This is a genomic window from Paenibacillus algorifonticola, assembly GCF_000971975.1.
Classification (GTDB): Bacteria; Bacillota; Bacilli; order Paenibacillales; family Paenibacillaceae; genus Pristimantibacillus; species Pristimantibacillus algorifonticola.
In genome coordinates this window covers 78,768-96,531 of sequence record NZ_LAQO01000008.1, presented here as the reverse complement: position 1 = coordinate 96,531, position 17,764 = coordinate 78,768, and the positions used below count along the sequence as shown (strand labels likewise).

Annotated in this window: 14 protein-coding genes; 10 read left to right on the top strand and 4 right to left on the bottom strand. The window is 50.9% G+C overall.

Annotated elements, in window-relative coordinates; genetic code table 11:
• Positions 1-5: 5 nt before the first annotated feature.
• From WH37_RS16585 to WH37_RS16550, 8 genes are all read left to right on the top strand, one after another.
• The gene (locus WH37_RS16585) at positions 6-1,292 is read left to right on the top strand and encodes a vWA domain-containing protein (protein WP_046231724.1); all 1,287 of its coding nucleotides are present in this window, start codon (positions 6-8) and stop codon (positions 1,290-1,292) included.
• A 25-nt stretch (positions 1,293-1,317) separates the two neighbouring features.
• Positions 1,318-1,959: a hypothetical protein gene (locus WH37_RS16580; RefSeq protein ID WP_046231723.1), complete on the top strand. Its 642-nt coding sequence runs from the start codon at positions 1,318-1,320 to the stop codon at positions 1,957-1,959.
• 22 nt (positions 1,960-1,981) lie between these two features.
• Positions 1,982-3,241 (top strand): TRAFAC clade GTPase domain-containing protein, encoded by a 1,260-nt coding sequence (locus tag WH37_RS16575; RefSeq protein WP_046231722.1) that lies wholly within the window; start codon positions 1,982-1,984, stop codon positions 3,239-3,241.
• Entirely contained in the window at positions 3,241-6,438 is a 3,198-nt protein-coding gene (locus tag WH37_RS16570; protein ID WP_052737023.1) for a GAP1-N2 domain-containing protein, read from the top strand. Before WH37_RS16575 ends, WH37_RS16570 begins: the two co-directional genes overlap by 1 nt.
• Positions 6,439-6,685: 247 nt before the next feature.
• Positions 6,686-8,443 carry a CHASE2 domain-containing protein gene (locus WH37_RS16565; RefSeq protein WP_052737022.1) on the top strand — a complete coding sequence of 586 codons (1,758 nt, stop codon included), beginning with the start codon at positions 6,686-6,688 and terminating at the stop codon, positions 8,441-8,443.
• On the top strand, positions 8,440-10,098 hold the full coding sequence (locus tag WH37_RS16560) for a FecR family protein (RefSeq protein WP_046231721.1): 1,659 nt from the start codon (positions 8,440-8,442) through the stop codon (positions 10,096-10,098). The genes WH37_RS16565 and WH37_RS16560 overlap by 4 nt, the downstream gene beginning before the upstream one ends.
• Positions 10,099-10,145: 47 nt before the next feature.
• A complete protein-coding gene (locus WH37_RS33690; protein WP_052737021.1) occupies positions 10,146-11,687 on the top strand; it encodes an NHL domain-containing protein in 1,542 nt (513 codons plus the stop codon).
• Positions 11,688-11,795: 108 nt separating this feature from the next.
• The gene (locus WH37_RS16550) at positions 11,796-12,575 is read left to right on the top strand and encodes a squalene/phytoene synthase family protein (protein ID WP_046231860.1); all 780 of its coding nucleotides are present in this window, start codon (positions 11,796-11,798) and stop codon (positions 12,573-12,575) included.
• Positions 12,576-12,665: 90 nt separating this feature from the next.
• Here WH37_RS16550 and WH37_RS16545 read toward each other — a convergent pair whose 3' ends face one another.
• Positions 12,666-13,832: an MFS transporter gene (locus WH37_RS16545; RefSeq protein WP_046231720.1), complete on the bottom strand. Its 1,167-nt coding sequence runs from the start codon at positions 13,830-13,832 to the stop codon at positions 12,666-12,668.
• A 197-nt stretch (positions 13,833-14,029) separates the two neighbouring features.
• Entirely contained in the window at positions 14,030-14,416 is a 387-nt protein-coding gene (locus tag WH37_RS16540) for a MerR family transcriptional regulator (protein ID WP_046231719.1), read from the bottom strand.
• A 252-nt stretch (positions 14,417-14,668) separates the two neighbouring features.
• On the opposite strand from WH37_RS16540, the gene WH37_RS16535 reads away from it, so the two are divergent.
• Positions 14,669-15,730, top strand: coding sequence for an NAD(P)-dependent alcohol dehydrogenase (locus WH37_RS16535; protein WP_046231718.1), 1,062 nt, complete (start codon positions 14,669-14,671; stop codon positions 15,728-15,730).
• A gap of 156 nt (positions 15,731-15,886) precedes the next feature.
• On the opposite strand, the gene WH37_RS16530 is transcribed toward WH37_RS16535, so the two are convergent.
• Positions 15,887-16,300 carry an Lrp/AsnC family transcriptional regulator gene (locus tag WH37_RS16530; RefSeq protein WP_046231717.1) on the bottom strand — a complete coding sequence of 138 codons (414 nt, stop codon included), beginning with the start codon at positions 16,298-16,300 and terminating at the stop codon, positions 15,887-15,889.
• Between the two features lie 118 nt (positions 16,301-16,418).
• Here WH37_RS16530 and WH37_RS16525 point away from each other — a divergent pair, with 118 nt between their 5' ends.
• Positions 16,419-17,177: an MBL fold metallo-hydrolase gene (locus tag WH37_RS16525; RefSeq protein WP_046231716.1), complete on the top strand. Its 759-nt coding sequence runs from the start codon at positions 16,419-16,421 to the stop codon at positions 17,175-17,177.
• A gap of 76 nt (positions 17,178-17,253) precedes the next feature.
• On the opposite strand, the gene WH37_RS16520 is transcribed toward WH37_RS16525, so the two are convergent.
• Positions 17,254-17,610, bottom strand: coding sequence for a DUF1304 domain-containing protein (locus WH37_RS16520; protein ID WP_414811849.1), 357 nt, complete (start codon positions 17,608-17,610; stop codon positions 17,254-17,256).
• Positions 17,611-17,764 lie beyond the last annotated feature (154 nt).

The following is a 17,764-nucleotide window of genomic DNA, read 5'->3' as shown; positions in this document are numbered from 1 at the left end:
TACACATGCAGCGAAAAATAAACCTGCTACTATTGTTGTTTAGCTTAATAGGGGGATTCATCGGCTACGCCATCGGAGAACTGATGCTGGCGCAGTGGACGGGCGATATGCCGCGTTCGGTTCTCATGGGCTTGTATTTTGGCGTACTCGCATTATTTATCGGGCTAGGCTGCTTTGTTGCGGAGCTGGTTAATCCGCATTTGAACGGTTCATCCTGGCGGCAGCGCTACACAGGGCTTTCGTGGAAGCTGTTCGTGCCGGCGACGCTTGTGCTGCTTTTTGCAGCTGGCTGGGGGCTGCAGTTTTTTTACGGCCTTAATATTGGCGGCTTAAAGCAGGTGAAGGACATTGTCCTCGTCATCGACAACTCCGGCAGCATGGCGGAGACGGACCCGGACAATCAGCGTTATGTGGCGGCGAAGCAGCTTATTGACCAAATGGAGAAGGACAAACGCGTATCGATTGTGGGCTTCAGCAATTTGGCGGAGCAGGTGCTGCCGTTTACAAGCGTAGACTCGGCCGCTAACAAGGCGGCGATTAACGCAGCGATCGATTCGCTTGTACCGACGGATGGCGGCACGGATTTCAGCCTGGCGCTGGAGGAATCGCTGAAGATGATCGACGCGAAGGCGGATGCCAAACGCGGTACGATGGTGATTTTGCTGTCGGATGGCTTCAGTGAATCTGATGTGGCCCCGCAGCTTGCGCTCTACAAGGAGCAGCAGATTGCGATTAATTCCGTCGGCCTCAGTCTCGTAGACTCGAGAGGGGCGGACCTGCTGCGCAGCATCGCCGAGTCAACAGGCGGGGCTTATTACGATGTGCAGAAGGCGACAGAGGTATCCACTGCCTTCCAGACGATCTACGATACGATTGACGAACGCACGCTCGTCACGGAGCGCACGGGACCGATGGCGGATGCAACGTTTTATAAAATCGTTCGCGTCATCTCCATGCTGCTGATTGGCGGAGTGCTGGGCGTGGCGATCGGGCTGTTCTTCGACAATCGTTATTTAGCGCGCAGCTTTGGCATTGGCGGCGCAGTTGGCGGCTTGCTGGCTGGCCTCGTGCTGGAAGCGTGGCTGACGGGCCAGTTTCTCGGTGATTCGTTCACCCGCTTTATGGCGATTGCGCTGCTTGCAATTATGATCTCCTTATTCACCTTGATCGTGCCGATCAGGGAAAACAGCCGGCCGGTGAACGACAGGCGCCGTGGAGCACCCGTTCCAAGAGAGCGCGGAGCATCCGGCGGCGAGGGAAAATCGAAAGACAGCCGAAACCATGGATTTTAGAAGTCAGCTAGGGGGCGATTGACAGATGCGATTTGTGGAGGCAGAGGGCGATTCGCCGCGCATTAACGGCTTGACCCATACGCTGAATGGCGATCGCTGCACGCTGCAATGGCTATGGCCGAGCGGCGTCGAGGCGGTTTATATCGGCAAGGCGGAGGCTGAGCAGGCGGCATTCAGAGGAACGCCGGAGCTTGCATCATTAAAGCTTTACACAAGGGCCGAATACAAGGCGAACAACGGCTATCATATGCGGCTGGAAGGCATTGGGCGCTACCGCTTCACCGTCTACATTTATGAAGAGGGAGCGGAGGATGGCAAAGTCATCTGGCTGCAGCGCGATGGTGGCAACGAGCTGGATGTGAGCGCCGGGAGAGCGAAAATCCGCTATTCCGTCAAGCAGAAAACCGGATTTCTTCAGCGCTATAAGACGGTTTCTATTCAGGTGACGGCGGAGGTGCCGATTGCCAAGGATGTATTATGTTATGTGAAAAAAGCGGGGGGCTATCCAGCGAGCAAGGACGATGGCATGATGTATCCATTTGCCGCTGCTTTCGCCTCCGGGCGGAATGTGCTTCCGCCAATCGAGGTCGGCAAGCAGGACTTCGTCCGTGTATTTTTCACCGATGGCCCGCGTTTCGCACAGCTGTACGAACTGGTGCCGGAATGACAGCAGGAAGGGGAGATAAGGCATGGGCTTTTTTGATTTTTTGAAAAGAAAACCGCAAGCAGAGCTGCTTCAAGGCTCTTATGATATTGTATGCCCATTTTGCTTCAGCAAGTTTTCGCCGGAAGATGTCGTATTTCGTGCCACGCACAGCCGCGAGGACGATGAGGATTACGCGCTGGGCGAGGACGAGCAGCTGAATCGGTATAGAGAGCGCTTTGGCCTCGATTCCGTGCACGATATTGAGGCGGTTATTCATCCCGAGGATGTGCCGGAGGAGAAGCATCTTTATGCAGGCGAGGTACTGATTGGCTTGAACGACCGCTACGGCGAGCTTACGCGCAGAAGGCTGTGTCCGAAATGCCATAACGAGCTGCCAGTGACGTCAGGCAAGGTGCCGAGTAATATTATTTCGATTATTGGTGCTTCCCAGGTCGGCAAATCGGTGTATATGACAGCGCTCATACATACGCTGCAAAATACGACCGCCGATCATTTTAACGCGGCGTGCATGCCGCTTACGGCGGAGATCAGCCGCAAGTTCCGCACGAACTATGAGGAGCCGCTGTTTGGGCGCGGCGACCTGCTGGCTTCCACGCAGAAGGAAAAAATGCAGGAGCCGTTTATTTTTCAATTCGTCTTCCGTGACGAGTCCAAGCCGCCGCTGACGCTTGTGTTTTTCGATGTGGCGGGCGAGGGCATGGTCGAGGAGGATTATTTGGGGCTGCATGGGCAGCACATTAAAAACTCCGCTGGCATTTTGTTCATGGTCGATCCGCTGCAAATCCGCTCCATTCGCGAGAAGCTGCGTATTAACCACGGCGACAAGCCGGGCGAGTGGGCTCCACAATATGATGAGCCGAGGGATGTCGTGCTGACGATGTTCAAGGATTTTATCGCGTACCAGGACAACAGCAAGACGGATATTCCAACCGCCGTCGTCTTGACGAAAAGCGATATGCTGCATGCGCTCAAGGATGAGGAAGGCGAATATATTAAGTCGAACAGCAATATTTTCCACAATATGGTGCATCGCAATTATTTCAATTTAACCGAGTTTGAGAACATGGATGGCGAAATGCGGCGCTTTATCGAAAAGGTTGACCGTCCGTTTAAAGGGACGATGGACGTTTACTTTAAAGATACGGCGTATTATGCCGTATCGGCGCTTGGCAGCAATCCGGTCAATCAGAAGATGGAGACGGTCGTCAGCCCGATCCGCGTCGATGAGCCGTTTATTTGGCTGCTGTACAAGCTGGGTTATATAGAGGGGAGAAAAGAATAGTGAAGCATTCTACCTCTACCATTGGCCAGCAGATGTATACACGGGAGCGGCGAGGCATTTTCCGCTCGACAGAAGGTTATGACACGGTAGCCAAGTCCGAAGGGCTGGACCAGCAGTTTGTGAAAAAGCAGCTGCATCCGCTTTGCGTCTATGACGCCCCAGCGGAGCTGGCAGCGAGCGGCGAGAAGGATGGCGCCGCTTATCCAGAAACGGCGTATGTGCTGCGGCTTGAGGGCGGCGAGGCGGTTGTCGGCCGCAGCGTCTATCAAGCCGTGGACTTCACTGGGCTGCGCAGCGCTTTCTTCACGCACAACTACGTCATTCCATCCGCGATTGCGGATGCCGACCCGGAAAGCTATAAAGCTTACCTCGGTGCTGCCTTCGTGGACAGCTACGATATCGAGCAAGGCATGGAGCTGCCCGATTTGGCGGCGCTGCCGCAAGCGGCGGGCGGCGCATGGACGGCCCGCGATGCTGGAGCCGCAGGATCTGCTGCGGGCGGTGCCGGGCAAGCGGGCTCAGGCGGACAACGGGCGGCGCTCGCTGCGCTGAATATGAGCGAGCAGCGCTTCAAGCAGCTGCTGTTTGCCGTTATGGCATCGGTTGGCGGACGCAAGAAGGTGTATGTGGCGCTGGATGTGCCTGCCCGGCAGCTGCCGGAACAAGCGAAGGCGCTGCTGGCGCTGCTGTATGCGAGCTTGCCTTATGCATTCCGCAAGCAGCTTGGTTTCATGACGTTTGCCAAGGAGCCGCAAAGCCGAAAAGGGATTCATCTCACCTTCGTCGAGAAGGGCAGCCTGCGGGCGGGCGACCGCAATGCGGATAAGGACTACACCTTTGATTTTGTTAATGATCGTTTCCTAAATGTGGATTTGGATAAGGGAGAGCATCCTTATTTGGATTTTGCCTGGAACGTCTTGGACGAGCCGGACCGCGCCGAGCGTTTTTATCAGTTCGCTGAGGAAATGCTCAGGGGCATGGGGCAGGAGCGGCTAATGGCGCCCCACTCTTACCATGAGCTAAGCGTCCTGTTCCAAGTCGAGGAAGGCAGCGATGAGCTGTATGAAACGCATAAAAGTGCAGTGCTGCGCGGAATGCTGGAGTATTTGCGGCCGGCAGAAGCGCTTACGCAGCGCATACGGATGAATGATTTATTTTTGTCCCGCTTCGATTATGAGTTTGATGCCGTTCGTGACGGGCGTGTGCCTGAGCCTTTCATTGCGGAGTGCTTCAAGGATTATTACCATATTGACAGCAAATATAACGGCGGCAAAATCGTCGATTTCTTCATCCGCTCCTTGCTCGCTGCACAACAGCAGGGCCAAGCTGAAGCGATGGCTGCCTACTATGCAGCATTGGAAGCCGAGCCGCTTCTGTTGAAGGATTTTGTCAGCAAAATGCTCGCGAACGGACCCTTGCTTGAACGGCTGCTGCTCCCGTATTTGGATGGCAAGCTGCGGGATACAAGGTCGGCGAAGGATATCATTATTTTCATGGGCAAATGGGGAAAAGAGTTTCCGGCCATTCTCGATAATGATGTCGTTCACAAGCTCGTCAGGCAGCAGCTTAAGGATAAGCTGATGGATGAGGCGCAGCCTGTACAGGTGTTCCAGCAAGTGCATGAGCAGCTGGACAAGCTGAGCGCTTCCGCTTTCGACAGCGACGAGGGCCGCGTGAAGACGAACCATTTGACGGCGGGAATTGGCGTCAGGCTGTTTGAGCTGGAGCTTGTCGCCTACCGGACGCTGCTGACGGAGCTTGATTTGGATCGGCTGTCGCAGCGCGAGCTGCTGAAAGGCAGCTTTCTGGAGAAGGCGGATCGGGTGGAGCAGTGGAACGCTCAATTGACTGATCCAAGGCAAAAGTCGACGGCGCTTATTATTAAAGCGGCGTATGATTGGTTTTTCAAGCCGCTGCCGAAGGCGAGCCTGTTCGCAAAGCTGTCTCCGGTCGAAATCGACCGCGCCCAGCAGCTTGGCCGGCGGTGGATGCTGACGGTCGATTCGGAAATGAAAGCCGAGCGGTTCGAGCAGCTTGTGCTTGCCTTCTATCGCAGCTCGGATATGGAGACGATTGATTATGCGGGGCTGCTGGATACACTGCGCAAGAGCGCAGGGGAAAAAGAGCTCGTTTATCAATTTTTCGCATGGTCGGAGCGCCATGAGGATTTTATGCGGCCGCGAGGCTTCGTGCCTGCGTATGCAACTGCAATTACGAATTATTTCAAGCAGCATGACCGCGATGCGTTTAAGAGCCGAGCGAATCGGAACCAGTATTTTTCCAAAGCGGGTCCGAGGCTGGAAGCTGTCTACAAGCAGGTAAGAGGGGAGCTTTCTTCGCCTCTGTCGAAGCTGTTTCGGCAAAATCGCAAACCGTTCCTCTTCTCCTTAGTTATTGCTTTTGCCATTCTAATGGTAGGCATTGGCGGCTTGCTTGCGCTTGGTGGAGGAGACAAGCCTGAGGAAGGGGCCAATCTTCCAGGCGCTACGGATGGTCCTGGCCTGACTACTCCAGGAGCAGCAATTCCGAATACACTCGTGTATGCAGCGAAGCAGGACGGCGTTGACGGCAAACAAACGACGACGCTCGTATTCCGGTTCACGGACGCTGCGATATGCAGCGCTTTTTTACCAGAGACGGTGGCTGTTGTCGCAGCAGATAGAGAAACAAAGGAATACAGCGGCTTAACCTTCATTCCTAGCTGTACGGCGGCTCCTACGGGAACTCCCGGAACAGGCACAGATGAAAGCGGAGCTTCCGCCAGCCCGGGCGATAGCGCATCGCCTACTCCTACAGCAACGAGCGATGCAGCGGCAGGCAACACGGGCAATGTAGAAAATGCAGCGGCTGGTACGGCAGATGCAGCATCTGCAAGTCCGGGCAGCGTTTCCCCATCGCCAGACGCCAGTGCCGGCACGAATGACGATGCGGCCACTGGCGGTGGAAGCAGCGCAAGCCCAAGTGGAGCAGGCACCAGCGAGCCAGGTTCTGCTGGCAGCGCAGCGCAGCCAAATCCGAGCGATTATCCGAACCGCGTCGTTGTGGATTTAGGCGAGGACGTGGAGCTGCTTCCGGCGAGCAAATTGAAGGTAGGAAGCGTTGAATATACGCTGTCCGAGCCTTTGGCGGATGCAGGCCTGACAGATGATGCAACTAGCACGAGCAATCCAACAGAATCAACGAATACAACGAATTAAGCACGCAGGAAGCAGCCCTCTGTCGGTTTTATTGGCAGGGGGCTGCTTCCTGTGCAGCTGAAAGCAATATTTTTTCCTAAAGTTCACGTCAGATCATGCCCAAGCGGCGCATTCTGAATTATAATGAAAGACAGGATAATTTTACATAAAAGCTAGAGATATAAAAGTATAATTTAGACAGAGATAGAGGCGGCTGCTGTTGATCGTGTAGTCAGTCATTCGGCCAGCTTTGAGAGGGGAAATACAATTGAAGATCAAGCTCAAGCATGTCATGGCCGTACTGACGGCGCTTGCTTTGCTGTGCCTATATCGGGGGACGTTCTCACAGGCTGAGTTTTTTTTCCAGGACCATGTGATGCAGCGGGAAAGCCCGGTTGATACGCAAATCGTCATCGTCGCTGTCGATGATCAAAGCTTGGAGGATCTCGGCACCTGGCCGTGGAGCCGCAGCGCACATGCTCAACTGGTTGATACGCTGAGCGAGGGCAAGCCGGAGGTCATTGCGTTTGATGTAACCTTTGCGACGAGCTCGGATGAGGAGTCGGACAGCGAGTTTGTCGATGCGGTTGCGAGAGCAGGCAATGTCGTGCTGCCCGTCTACGGGACCTTCTCCGAGTCTGCGCGTTTAGGCGCGATTGAAGCGGAGGAGCTTTCCGAGCCGTTCGATGGCTTGAAGGAAGCGGCCGCAGCGACTGGCCATATCAACACGATTACCGATTCTGATCGGGTTGTGCGCAAGGCGCTGTATTCATTTAATAAAGATGGCGTGCAGGTCAACAGCTTTACATGGGAAATTTACAAGCTGTACATGCAGCGTTTAGGCAAGCAGGCCGATGCGTCCAAGCTGCCGCTCGACGGCTTTCAACGATTCCCTATCGCCTATACGAGCAGCCCCAATCAGTATGAGGCAATTTCTTATTCGGCCGTGCTGAGCGGCGACGTTCCGGCGGACTATTTTACAAATAAAATTGTCTTGATCGGTCCTTACGCTGTCGGCTTTAACGACGATTATTTGACGCCAATGAACGATAAGCAAGCGATGAACGGCGTGGAAATTCATGCGAATATCCTCCAGCAGCTCATGGAGCAGGATTTCAAGCGGGAGCTGGATTGGAAATGGAATGCGCTCGTTCTGCTCGCGTCCGTGGTGCTGGCGTATTATTTGTTCCGCAAGCTGAATATGCTGCTGTCCTTTCTGTCGGTTGCGGCGCTTATCGCCGTATTTATCGGAGGTGGACGTTATTTATATGGGCAAGGCATTTTGCTGTCGCTTGGTTATGCTGTGCCGCTGCTGGCTGTCAGCTGTCTAGCCGTCGTCATTTTCAACTATGTAAGCGAGCTGGTGGAGCGGCGGCGTGTGACGGATATTTTTGGCCGGTATGTGGCGCCGCAGGTCGTCAGCCAGATTTTGAAAAATGGCGAGGACGGCTTGAAGCTGGGCGGGAGCAGGCGCGTCCTGACGGTGCTGTTCGTCGATATTCGCGGCTTTACGCCGCTGTCGGAGAAGGCGGAGCCGGAAGAGATCGTCGAAATTTTGAATGAGTATTTGGATTTGACCGCCAGCTGCATTTTCGAGCAGGAGGGTACGCTGGACAAGTTTATTGGCGATGCGACGATGGCGATTTTCAACGCGCCGCTGCTGCTGGAGGATCATCCAATGAAAGCGGTGCGAGCCGCATGGGCGATGAAGCAGGGCTCAGTGGAGCTGGAGAAGAAGCTCACCGAGCGCTTTGGCTTTGGCGTGAAATTCGGGATCGGCATCCATACGGGGCCTGCGGTTTTCGGCAACATCGGCTCCAAAACGCGGATGGACTACACGGCAATTGGCGATACGGTCAATACGGCTGCCAGGCTGGAGAGCAATGCAAAGCCGGGGCAAATTGTGCTTAGCGAATCGACGTATGAGGCGGTCAAGGATCGCATTTTGGCAGAGTCGCTTGGAGAAATAAAGGTCAAGGGCAAGGAACAAGGCATTCACATTTATGAATTGGAGGGATTAAAATGAGAAACTTCAAATGGCTGCTTGTGTTATTAGTCGTGTGTTATGTGGCGCTGCCTACGGCTGCATGGGCGAAGGATACCGATAAAGTCGGCAAGCTGACGTCTATTACGGGCAAAGCTGAGGTGAAGAAGGGCGGCGGCACAAAAAGCTTCAAGGCGTTCAAGGGCATGGCCATTACGCAGGGGGATACGATTAAGACGGGAAGCAGCGGCAAAGTCAGCATGGACCTCGACAGCGATAAGGAAGTGACGATTGGAGCGAACACGACGCTGCTCATTAGCCAGCTCGTCAAAAGCGCAAGCGCGCTTGGCGGCAAGACGAAGCTGACGCTCCAGAACGGTTCAGTCATTATTCAGGTGAAAAAGAAGCTCACCGGCGATTCGCGATTCGAAATCGAGACGCCGACAGCGACGATGGGCGTTATGGGCACTAAATTCGCTGTTTCGTACGGGCAAGAAAACAGCTATGTCGGTGTGCTCGAAGGCGTTGTGAGCGTCACTGGCGAGGACGGCCAGCGGATCGCGGCATTGCAGGCGGATGAGCAAATCGGGCTGAATCAAGCAGGCGAAGGAGCGAAAGAGCCGCTCGTTCTGAGCGATCTGCCGCTTGTCGCGCTGGAGAAGCTGCTGGAGGAGCTGGATCAGGCCGCTGACACGGAAGCAAATGCGGCGCTCAAGCAGCAAATAAGCGAGCTGGTGAAGCAAAAGCAGGCGGAGCAAGGCGAGGCGGCAGAAGCTGAAGGTAAGCCTTTCAGCAAGCCAATCATCGTGTATGACCAGCTCGCTTCTAGTGCGCCAGCGAACAGTGGAGGAAGCAGCGGCTCAGGTTCGGGCGGCAGCACGCCAGTGCCGACAGCTACTGTGACACCAACACCGGCGCCTACTGCGACTCCGACTCCGACACCGGATGTAACGCCAACGCCAGTACCGACGGAAACACCGACGCCGGTCGTGTACGAAGGGGCGCCTGAGGCGGATACGGCCGCTTTTTACGGAAATCCATATGCTTATTTTCTGAACAGCACGACGATTATCGTTCCGTTCACGACGCTGCTGGCTTTCAATGCGCAGGAGGAGGAGCCAGAGCAGACGCTGGCGGATGGGGTTATTTTTGCGATGAACGACCTTGAATTTTTCCTGGAAATGGCGAGCGTTACGATTGACGGTAAAAATCTTGTCATCCAATTAGCCGAAGAGATGCCGCTTAATGCTGTTCTGTATATTTCCGTACGCGGCAATGTGCTGAAAAACGCGGAAACTGATGAAGTGCAGGCAGATTTCACGGAGCTTGGCAGAGACGGCAACGATATTATTTTCAAGCCTGCGCTTAGCCAATCGGCTATTCATTACGTACAGCATTTGACCGACAAGCCAACAATGGAAGAAATAGCCGTGTATTATCTCGGATACAGCGATATGGATATGTCGCTAACGGTGTCGAACGCGTATGGTCCGGTTTCCTTTGAATCAGAGGCAGAGTATTACAGCCAAATGGGCGGCGAAAACTTTTTTGCCTTCACCCTTAATTCTGATTGGCTCGAAAGCTTGAATGCGGAAGCAGGACCTTACACGCTTACGGTTAAGCTGGAGCAAGGGGGAGAAGAGTTTGCTGAACTGACGATGAGTATAACAGTGGAGGATTCGCGTGGGCCGCTGTAACAAAACGGCTATTTACAAAAATCGGATACCGCAGGGAGAGACGATAGATGAAAAAAAGGGGAATGCTGCTCGCAGCTGGAGCGCTGCTAGTCACATCACTGCTGCCGCTAGGCGGAGCAGCTGTCGCTGCCGAGACAGCCGCGGGCGCGACAGCTGGAGCTGGATCAACTATGGAATGGTCCGTAGCGGGAGGTACTACCACAGTCACTGGTTCATCAGCGGAAACGGCGGCCGCTACGGCTGTAACCTATGAGCTGCAAGGCTTGAAGCAGCCGTGGGGCTTGACGGCAGCAGCGAGCAGGGACGAGCTACTTGTAGTGAGTGCGGGGAGCAACACCATCGGCCGTTGGAACGGTGCTGAAGGCAAGCTGAGCATTGCCGCAGGCAGCGGAGCAGCGGGGTATATTGACGGGGAAGCGGCGGCAGCAGCCTTCCGTATGCCTTCTTTTGCTGCTACGGATGCGAAAGGGAATGTATACATTAGCGATACTGATAACCATGTTATTCGCAAATTTGCGGGCGGCAAGCTGACGACGCTGGCGGGCAACGGCGAAGCTGGCTATTCCGATGGGAAGCAGGGTGAAGCGCGTTTCAGCTCGCCTACGGGTATTGCGGTTGATGCCGAGGGCAACGTCTACGTGGCCGATACGCTGAATCATGTTATTCGCCGGATTACGCCGGAGGGTGCCGTATCGACATTTGCTGGACAAGCGCCGTCAGGAGAGACGGGCGATTATGTAGATGGGGCGGCAGCGCAGGCGCGGTTTAATGAACCTACAGGGCTTGCTTTTGACGAAACGGGACGACTTTTTGTCGCGGATAGTGGAAATCATATAATTAGGGTAATAGATAAAGGAGAGGTCACGACGCTTGCAGGCCAAAAGACAGCGGTCGATCCTTTGACCGGCTATCGGACGGGAGGCTATCAAAACGGAGCTGCTGCTGATGCACGCTTTAACCGCCCGCGAGGGCTTGCTTATGCAGATGGCGTCCTGTTCGTGGCAGATAGCCTCAATCACCGGATTCGCGCCGTGACGGCGAACGGCCGGGTTGTAACGCTGGCTGGGAAAAATGCTGCTGGCGACCAGATCGGTACAGTCGAGCAGGCACAATTTAACCAGCCTTCGGGGGTGTTTTATCGCTCAGGAAAGCTGTATATTTCTGATCCGCCGAATGGCAATGTGAAGGCGCTAGCGGTTAACCCAGCTCAATTGCAGCCTGTGCGCAATGCGGAGGATTTATTGTCTGGCGTAGATTTGAAGCCTGCCGGAGCAAGTGTACAGCTTTGGCTTGACGGCAAGCAGCTAGCGAGCGGCCCTGCACCCTACATGAGCGGGAATAAGGTGTATATCCCGGTGCGAAGCGTATTTGCAGCATGGGGCGCTGAGCTGATCTGGCATGCCGCAACGAAAACCGCTGAGCTGCGTAAAGGCGATTGGTCGCTGAGCATTAAGCCGGATTCCGAGGGCAAAGTTGTCATAACGCGAGGCGTGCTTTATATCGAGGCCAGCCACTTGGAGAGCTTAACTTCATTCCTTGCCGTCTATGACACCGAATATCGCGCTGCTGTACTAGATAGCGGGCAATAATAGGACGCTTTTTATTTGGGAAGTTAAGCGTCGTATGATATGATTATAAGAAATGTGAAGCTACTTTTGGAGGGAACACTCATTACTAACGTCGTCCTTAATGATGCTATGACCATGCTGCAGCAAACAAGCCGGACTTTCTATATTCCTATTAGCCGTCTGGAGCCCTGCTTGAAGGAAGCTGTAGCAGCTGCATATCTGTGTATGCGGGCTATTGATGAAATAGAGGATCATAACGACATCTCAGACCAATTGAAAGTAAAGCTGCTCGTCGGAATGGAAGAGGCGTTCCAGTCTCCTGACGTAACAGCTGCCACACAGAAGCTTTTGTCCCCTTATGAAGATGTTCTGCCGGCTGTATCTATGCGGGTAAATGAATGGGCGGAACTATGTCCGTCGACTGTTGCGCGCACAATCTATCGCTATATTGCGATGATGTCGAAGCAAATGGCAGAATGGGTGGAGAAAGGCTGGCATATCCATACGGAGGAGGATCTCGACCGTTATACATACAGCGTAGCTGGGATGGTAGGCGAGATGCTGTCGGAAATCTGGTTATGGTTTGATGGAACGAAGTCGGATACGGTGAAGGCTGTAGCTTTCGGCCGCGGGCTGCAAGCCGTCAATATTCTTCGCAACCGCGATGAGGATTTGGAACGGGGCGTGGACTTCTACCCGGATGGCTGGGGAGCGAAGGAAATGCTGGCGTATACGCGCCGCAATTTGAAGGTGGCCGATGCGTATATTTCCGAGCTGAAGAAAGGCCCAGCGCTCAGCTTTTGCAAAATCCCGCTCACGCTGGCTCATGCTACTGTGAACCTCATTGCTGCTGGCGGCAACAAGCTGACGCGAGATGCGGTGCTCAAGCTGGTTAACCGATTGAACTAACCGTCGCCTGTCAGGAAAAAATAGCCCGCAAGGAGAATGACTTTTTTGAAAAGTCTTCTTCTTGCGGGCTGTTTTTATATTAATTCTTTATTAGGAAAGTTGTTTTGTGGGACTATACATGTATGTTCTCATTAAAATAAATACTACACTCAATATCAAGAATAGGAATCCACCTAATACCACGTATTGTGTACCCATTCCTGAAATAAATAATCCACCTACAGATGTCCCAGCTGTTACCCCTAAGTTGGCAGATGCTAAAAACAATCCATTTGAGAATTCAGGAGCTTCTGGTGCTGCAGACGTAATCCAATATTGACTAATATTATTTCCTAAAGCCACTACTATTCCAAAAACAAAAAGAATTAAAGCCATAGGTACAGTAAATTGTCCCATCAAAAATAATATGATATAAACGGTTGCTAATACGAATGGAAAAGAGGCTACAGATTTTAATGCATTTCTAGTAAGCAACTTCCCTGCGACGATGTTTCCTATTATACTTGCCCCACCAAATAGGAATAACATTAAACTAATCGATTTGCCAGGTGCATTCGTAATGGTTTCAAGATACTCAGCAAGGAAACTACTAACTCCATACATCGCTGCATTTATAAAAATAACACCAACAATGGATAGCCAAATAATTGATTTTTTTAATATACTTAATTGAGATCCATAAGAGAGTCTTTCCTTAACGGGAATAGATGGTACAAATAGAAATATAGCAATAAACGCTATAGCATTTACGATTGTATAAAACAACATCGCCATTTCGAGTGAAGTTGTACTAGCAATAAAACTGGACACTGGTGCACCAAGTACGAGTCCCCCCGTTACTCCCATAAATACTTTGGAAGTAGCTTTTGGAGCGTCTTCCTTGCTAACGGAAGCAGCAGCTGCTGTCAAAGCTATTGTGACATAAACGGGATGTAAAAAGGCTGGAATCACACGAGCAAGTAATAAAATGGTGAAATTTGATGCAAAGATGGAAACAATGTTACCCAAAACGAAAACACCTAGTACAAGTAACATTGCCTTTTTTCGATTTATGCCCGAAAACAATAACGGCAAAGTGGGTCCAGATATTGCAACAGCAAGTGCAAAGAGACTCACTAGCAACCCTGCTTTGGATACACTGATATGAAAGTGATCAGCAATTAAAGGTAATATCCCTACGATACCCATTTCCGTATTTAAGATGCCGAAAACACCTATGGTTAAAATAAATATAAAGAAACGATTTCTTTTATCCATCAAAATCTATCTCCCGCCTTTGTTCTTTATTTACTAATACAAGGCCATAATAACGTTTAAAGTCGACTTTAAGTCAAGATCAGACTAGGCTACTAAACATAAACCAACTTTATATAGAAAAAAGCCGTTTCCCAAGATCATTGGGAAAACGGCTTTTTTACAACCAAAATCTTATTAAGGTAGTTCTCAATTAAGCTTTAAAATGACAGGTTTTCTTTGTGGTACTTCTTTTCGATTTCATCGTAGAACCCTATTTTCTCTTTGATTTTTATAAAAGCGTTATCCAAGTCTCTTTGTTTCTCCATCATTTTCTCTTTATGTTTTTCCAATATCTGTTTGCGTTTCGCAGCTGTGCTGTCACCTTCTTTTGTTAATTCCACGATCGCACGCAATTCTGCAAGAGGTATATCCGTTTTTCGTAAACATACAATGAGCTCTAACCATAATAAATCGTTTTCGTCAAAAATACGATTTCCATTTTCATCTCTTTTTATAAAAGGTAAAAGACCCTCTTGTTCATAATATCGGAGTGTATGTGTAGGCAAGTTTACCTTTTCAGCTGCTTCTTTTATATAAAATGCCATTGTATCCTCCATTATTTTTTACTAATAGTTGTGATCTATTTCTTTCGTTTTATTATAGACCTTAAAGTACACTTTAATGCAACTCGTTATCATACAGTGAAAAATAATTTTCGGAAAAACCCTTGCCTTAAAGTCGACTTTAAGGATTAAGCTAGTCTTGTGAATTTTAAATGGATTAAAAATAAGTTGCTGTGATGTTACTTCTTAAGTGGGCTTATTATTTTTACAAAGGAAAGGATTGTGTGATCGCTTATGTGCAATAATCATGAAAATATGACGAAGACACTTGTTCTAAGTGTCCCAAGTGCAAAAGCACCATTTGAAAAGACCACTATTGAGCGAAGAGAATTACGGCCACATGATATCTTAATAGATATTAAGTTTAGTGGCATTTGCCACTCTGATATTCATAGTGCATTCGGTGAATGGGGCGGTGGAATCTTCCCAATGGTTCCTGGTCACGAAATTGCCGGAGTCGTAGAAGCAGTAGGAACAGAAGTGACCAAATATGTCGTTGGTGACCGCGTTGGCGTTGGCTGCTTTGTTGACTCCTGCGGAGAATGCGAATATTGCCTCAGTGGTGAGGAGCAATATTGTACGAAAGGTGTTATCAATACCTATAATGGTCTAGACTACGATGGTAATCCAACATACGGTGGATATAGTCAGAAAATCGTTGTAACGGAAGGGTTCGTTGTCCGTATCCCAAACGTTCTGGATATGGATGTGGCAAGCCCACTCTTATGTGCTGGCATTACCACATTTTCTCCCTTGAAACACTGGAACGCTGGCCCAGGTAAGAAGGTTGCCATTGTGGGTATGGGAGGACTTGGTCACGTGGCGATCCAATTTGCTCATGCTATGGGTGCTCAAGTCACGGTATTGAGCCGCTCTAATAATAAGGAAGAGGAAGCATTGGAATTTGGCGCAGATCATTACTTCGCGACAAGTGATCCCGCTACATTTACCCAATTAGCAGGTCGCTTTGATCTGATCTTAAACACCGTGTCGGCAAATCTGGATGTTGATGCTTATTTATCCCTGCTTCGCATTGATGGGACACTTGTAAACGTTGGTGCACCAGCTGAACCAGATAAGTATCAAGTTTTTTCATTAATTATGGGTCGTCGCAGCATTGCAGGTTCACTCGTTGGTGGAATTCGCGAAACACAGGAGATGCTCGATTTTGCAGCTGAACACGGCATTGCCCCTATGATTGAAGTGATCCGTGCAGACCAAGTCGATGAAGCGTATGAACGTGTCCTCAAAAGTGATGTGCGTTATCGATTCGTTATTGACGTCTCTACTTTATAGCTCGTAAAGAAAAGTCCCTTATTTTGAACAAAGTTTGTTCAAAATAAGGGCTTTTTGCTAGTTTTCTAAGTTAATGCATTGTATTTGACTACACGGGTATGCGGTTGGGCTCCGAACTAACATTACCTATGCGTATATAGCTATTACGCCCGACGCTTAAAGCGTCTGATTAATAACGATCGACAGCCTGTAATTGGCATGCTCGTTCAGGTCAGTGAGGAACTGGTCGAGCGCAGCATTGGAGGGGAAGCGGCATTCCATCATGTAGCAGGTTTCCCCGCTCGTTTTGTAATGGTGAAGGATGGCCGTCTGCCGCTGCACAAACGCCAAATAAGGCCCGTGGTACAGCCCGCGTATATAAATGTGGATGAAAGCATGGACTGCAAGTCCAGCCTTCTCCTGATTGAAACGAATTGTATATCCCTCGATGAATCCCTCTTCCTCCAGCCGGCTGACACGATTCGCAGCAGCCTGCCCAGTCAAATGAACGAGCTGGCCAAGCTCCTTCATCGAGATGCGGCCATTTTTCGACAGCTCGTCAATGATGCGTTTATCCGTATGATCCAGCATAAGCGACAACCTCTTTCAAAAATCAAGTATTTGGTGCAATTTAAGTGATTGCTTCTATGTTCATGCCGTTCCTTAGATAGTAACCTATTAAAGAACAACAATAAAGGAGGAACAGCACATGCAAATTACCCAAATCCGCAATGCGACTTTGAAAATAAACTATGGTGGCCTCACCTTTTTGGTCGACCCTTTTTTGGCGCCAAAGGGCATCTATCCGCCTATCCCCAATACAGCTAACCAAGAGCAGTTTAATCCGACGGTCGAGCTGCCCTTTCCAGCGGAGCAGCTGCTCCCTGTAGATGCGGTCATTGTCACGCACTTGCATATTGATCATTTTGATCAGGCGGCAGTTGAGCTGCTGCCAAAGGACATGCTGATTTTTGCCCAAAACGAGCAAGATGCTTCAGCCATTCGTGAAAAGGGCTTTGAGCAGGTGCAGCTGTTTACGCCATCGGCACAGCTTGGGGAAGTGAGCCTCAGCAGAACCTATGGCAGGCACGGCACAGGAGAAATCGGCGAGCAGATGGGCGAGGTGTCGGGTATTGTGTTTCAGCATGCGCAGGAGCAGACGCTTTATGTGGCGGGCGATACGATTTGGTGCGAGGAGACGCAAGCGGCGATCGATAGCTACGAGCCGACGGTCATCGTCGTAAATGGAGGCGCGGCCCGCTTTTTGCAAGGTGATCCAATCCTTATGACGAAGGAGGATATTTATGCCACACATCTCGCTGCGCCGCAGGCGGTTATCATCTCCTCCCATATGGAGGCGGTCAATCATTGCTCTCTGTCCAGACCGGAGCTGCGCAAATATGCAGCAGGCAAAGGGCTCAGCAGCATAATCCTTGTGCCAGAGGACGGAGAAACGATTATTGCATAATCGTGTTGTCCGTGGTCAAAAAAATCTCCAGCCTGTCGCTGTTAAAGCGAAGCTGGAGATTTTTTTAATTGTTTTTCTAGGTAAACAGTACAAGCAGCAGCGCAATTAGCGCGGGCAGCCCCTGCATAACCAGAATGGAGCGCTTGGCGGTTAGACCGCCGAACAAAGCAGCAACGAGCACGCAAATGAGGAAAAACAGCTGGATTTGATAGCCGAAATCGGCATTCGGATGCACAAGGCCCCAAATCAGGCCGGCGGCCAGAAATCCGTTATATAATCCTTGATTGGCGGCAAGCGACTTGGTTTGCTGGGCAAACTCAGGCGTTGTGTTGAATGTTTTGCGCGTCCGAGGTTTCGTCCACAAAAACATTTCCATAACCAATATGTACAAATGCTCAGCAGCCACAAGGCCAACGAATATTGCAGCTAACATAATGATACCCTCCTGAATAAATTCAAATATTGGAAAAAACATCCCTACCCATCTTACTCCTAACCTCCCCTACAATCAAGCGCAGACTACGATTTTACGCTATCTTCGCATGACTGGATTTGACAGTCCTGTGAGCAGGTGATACGTTGGGTAT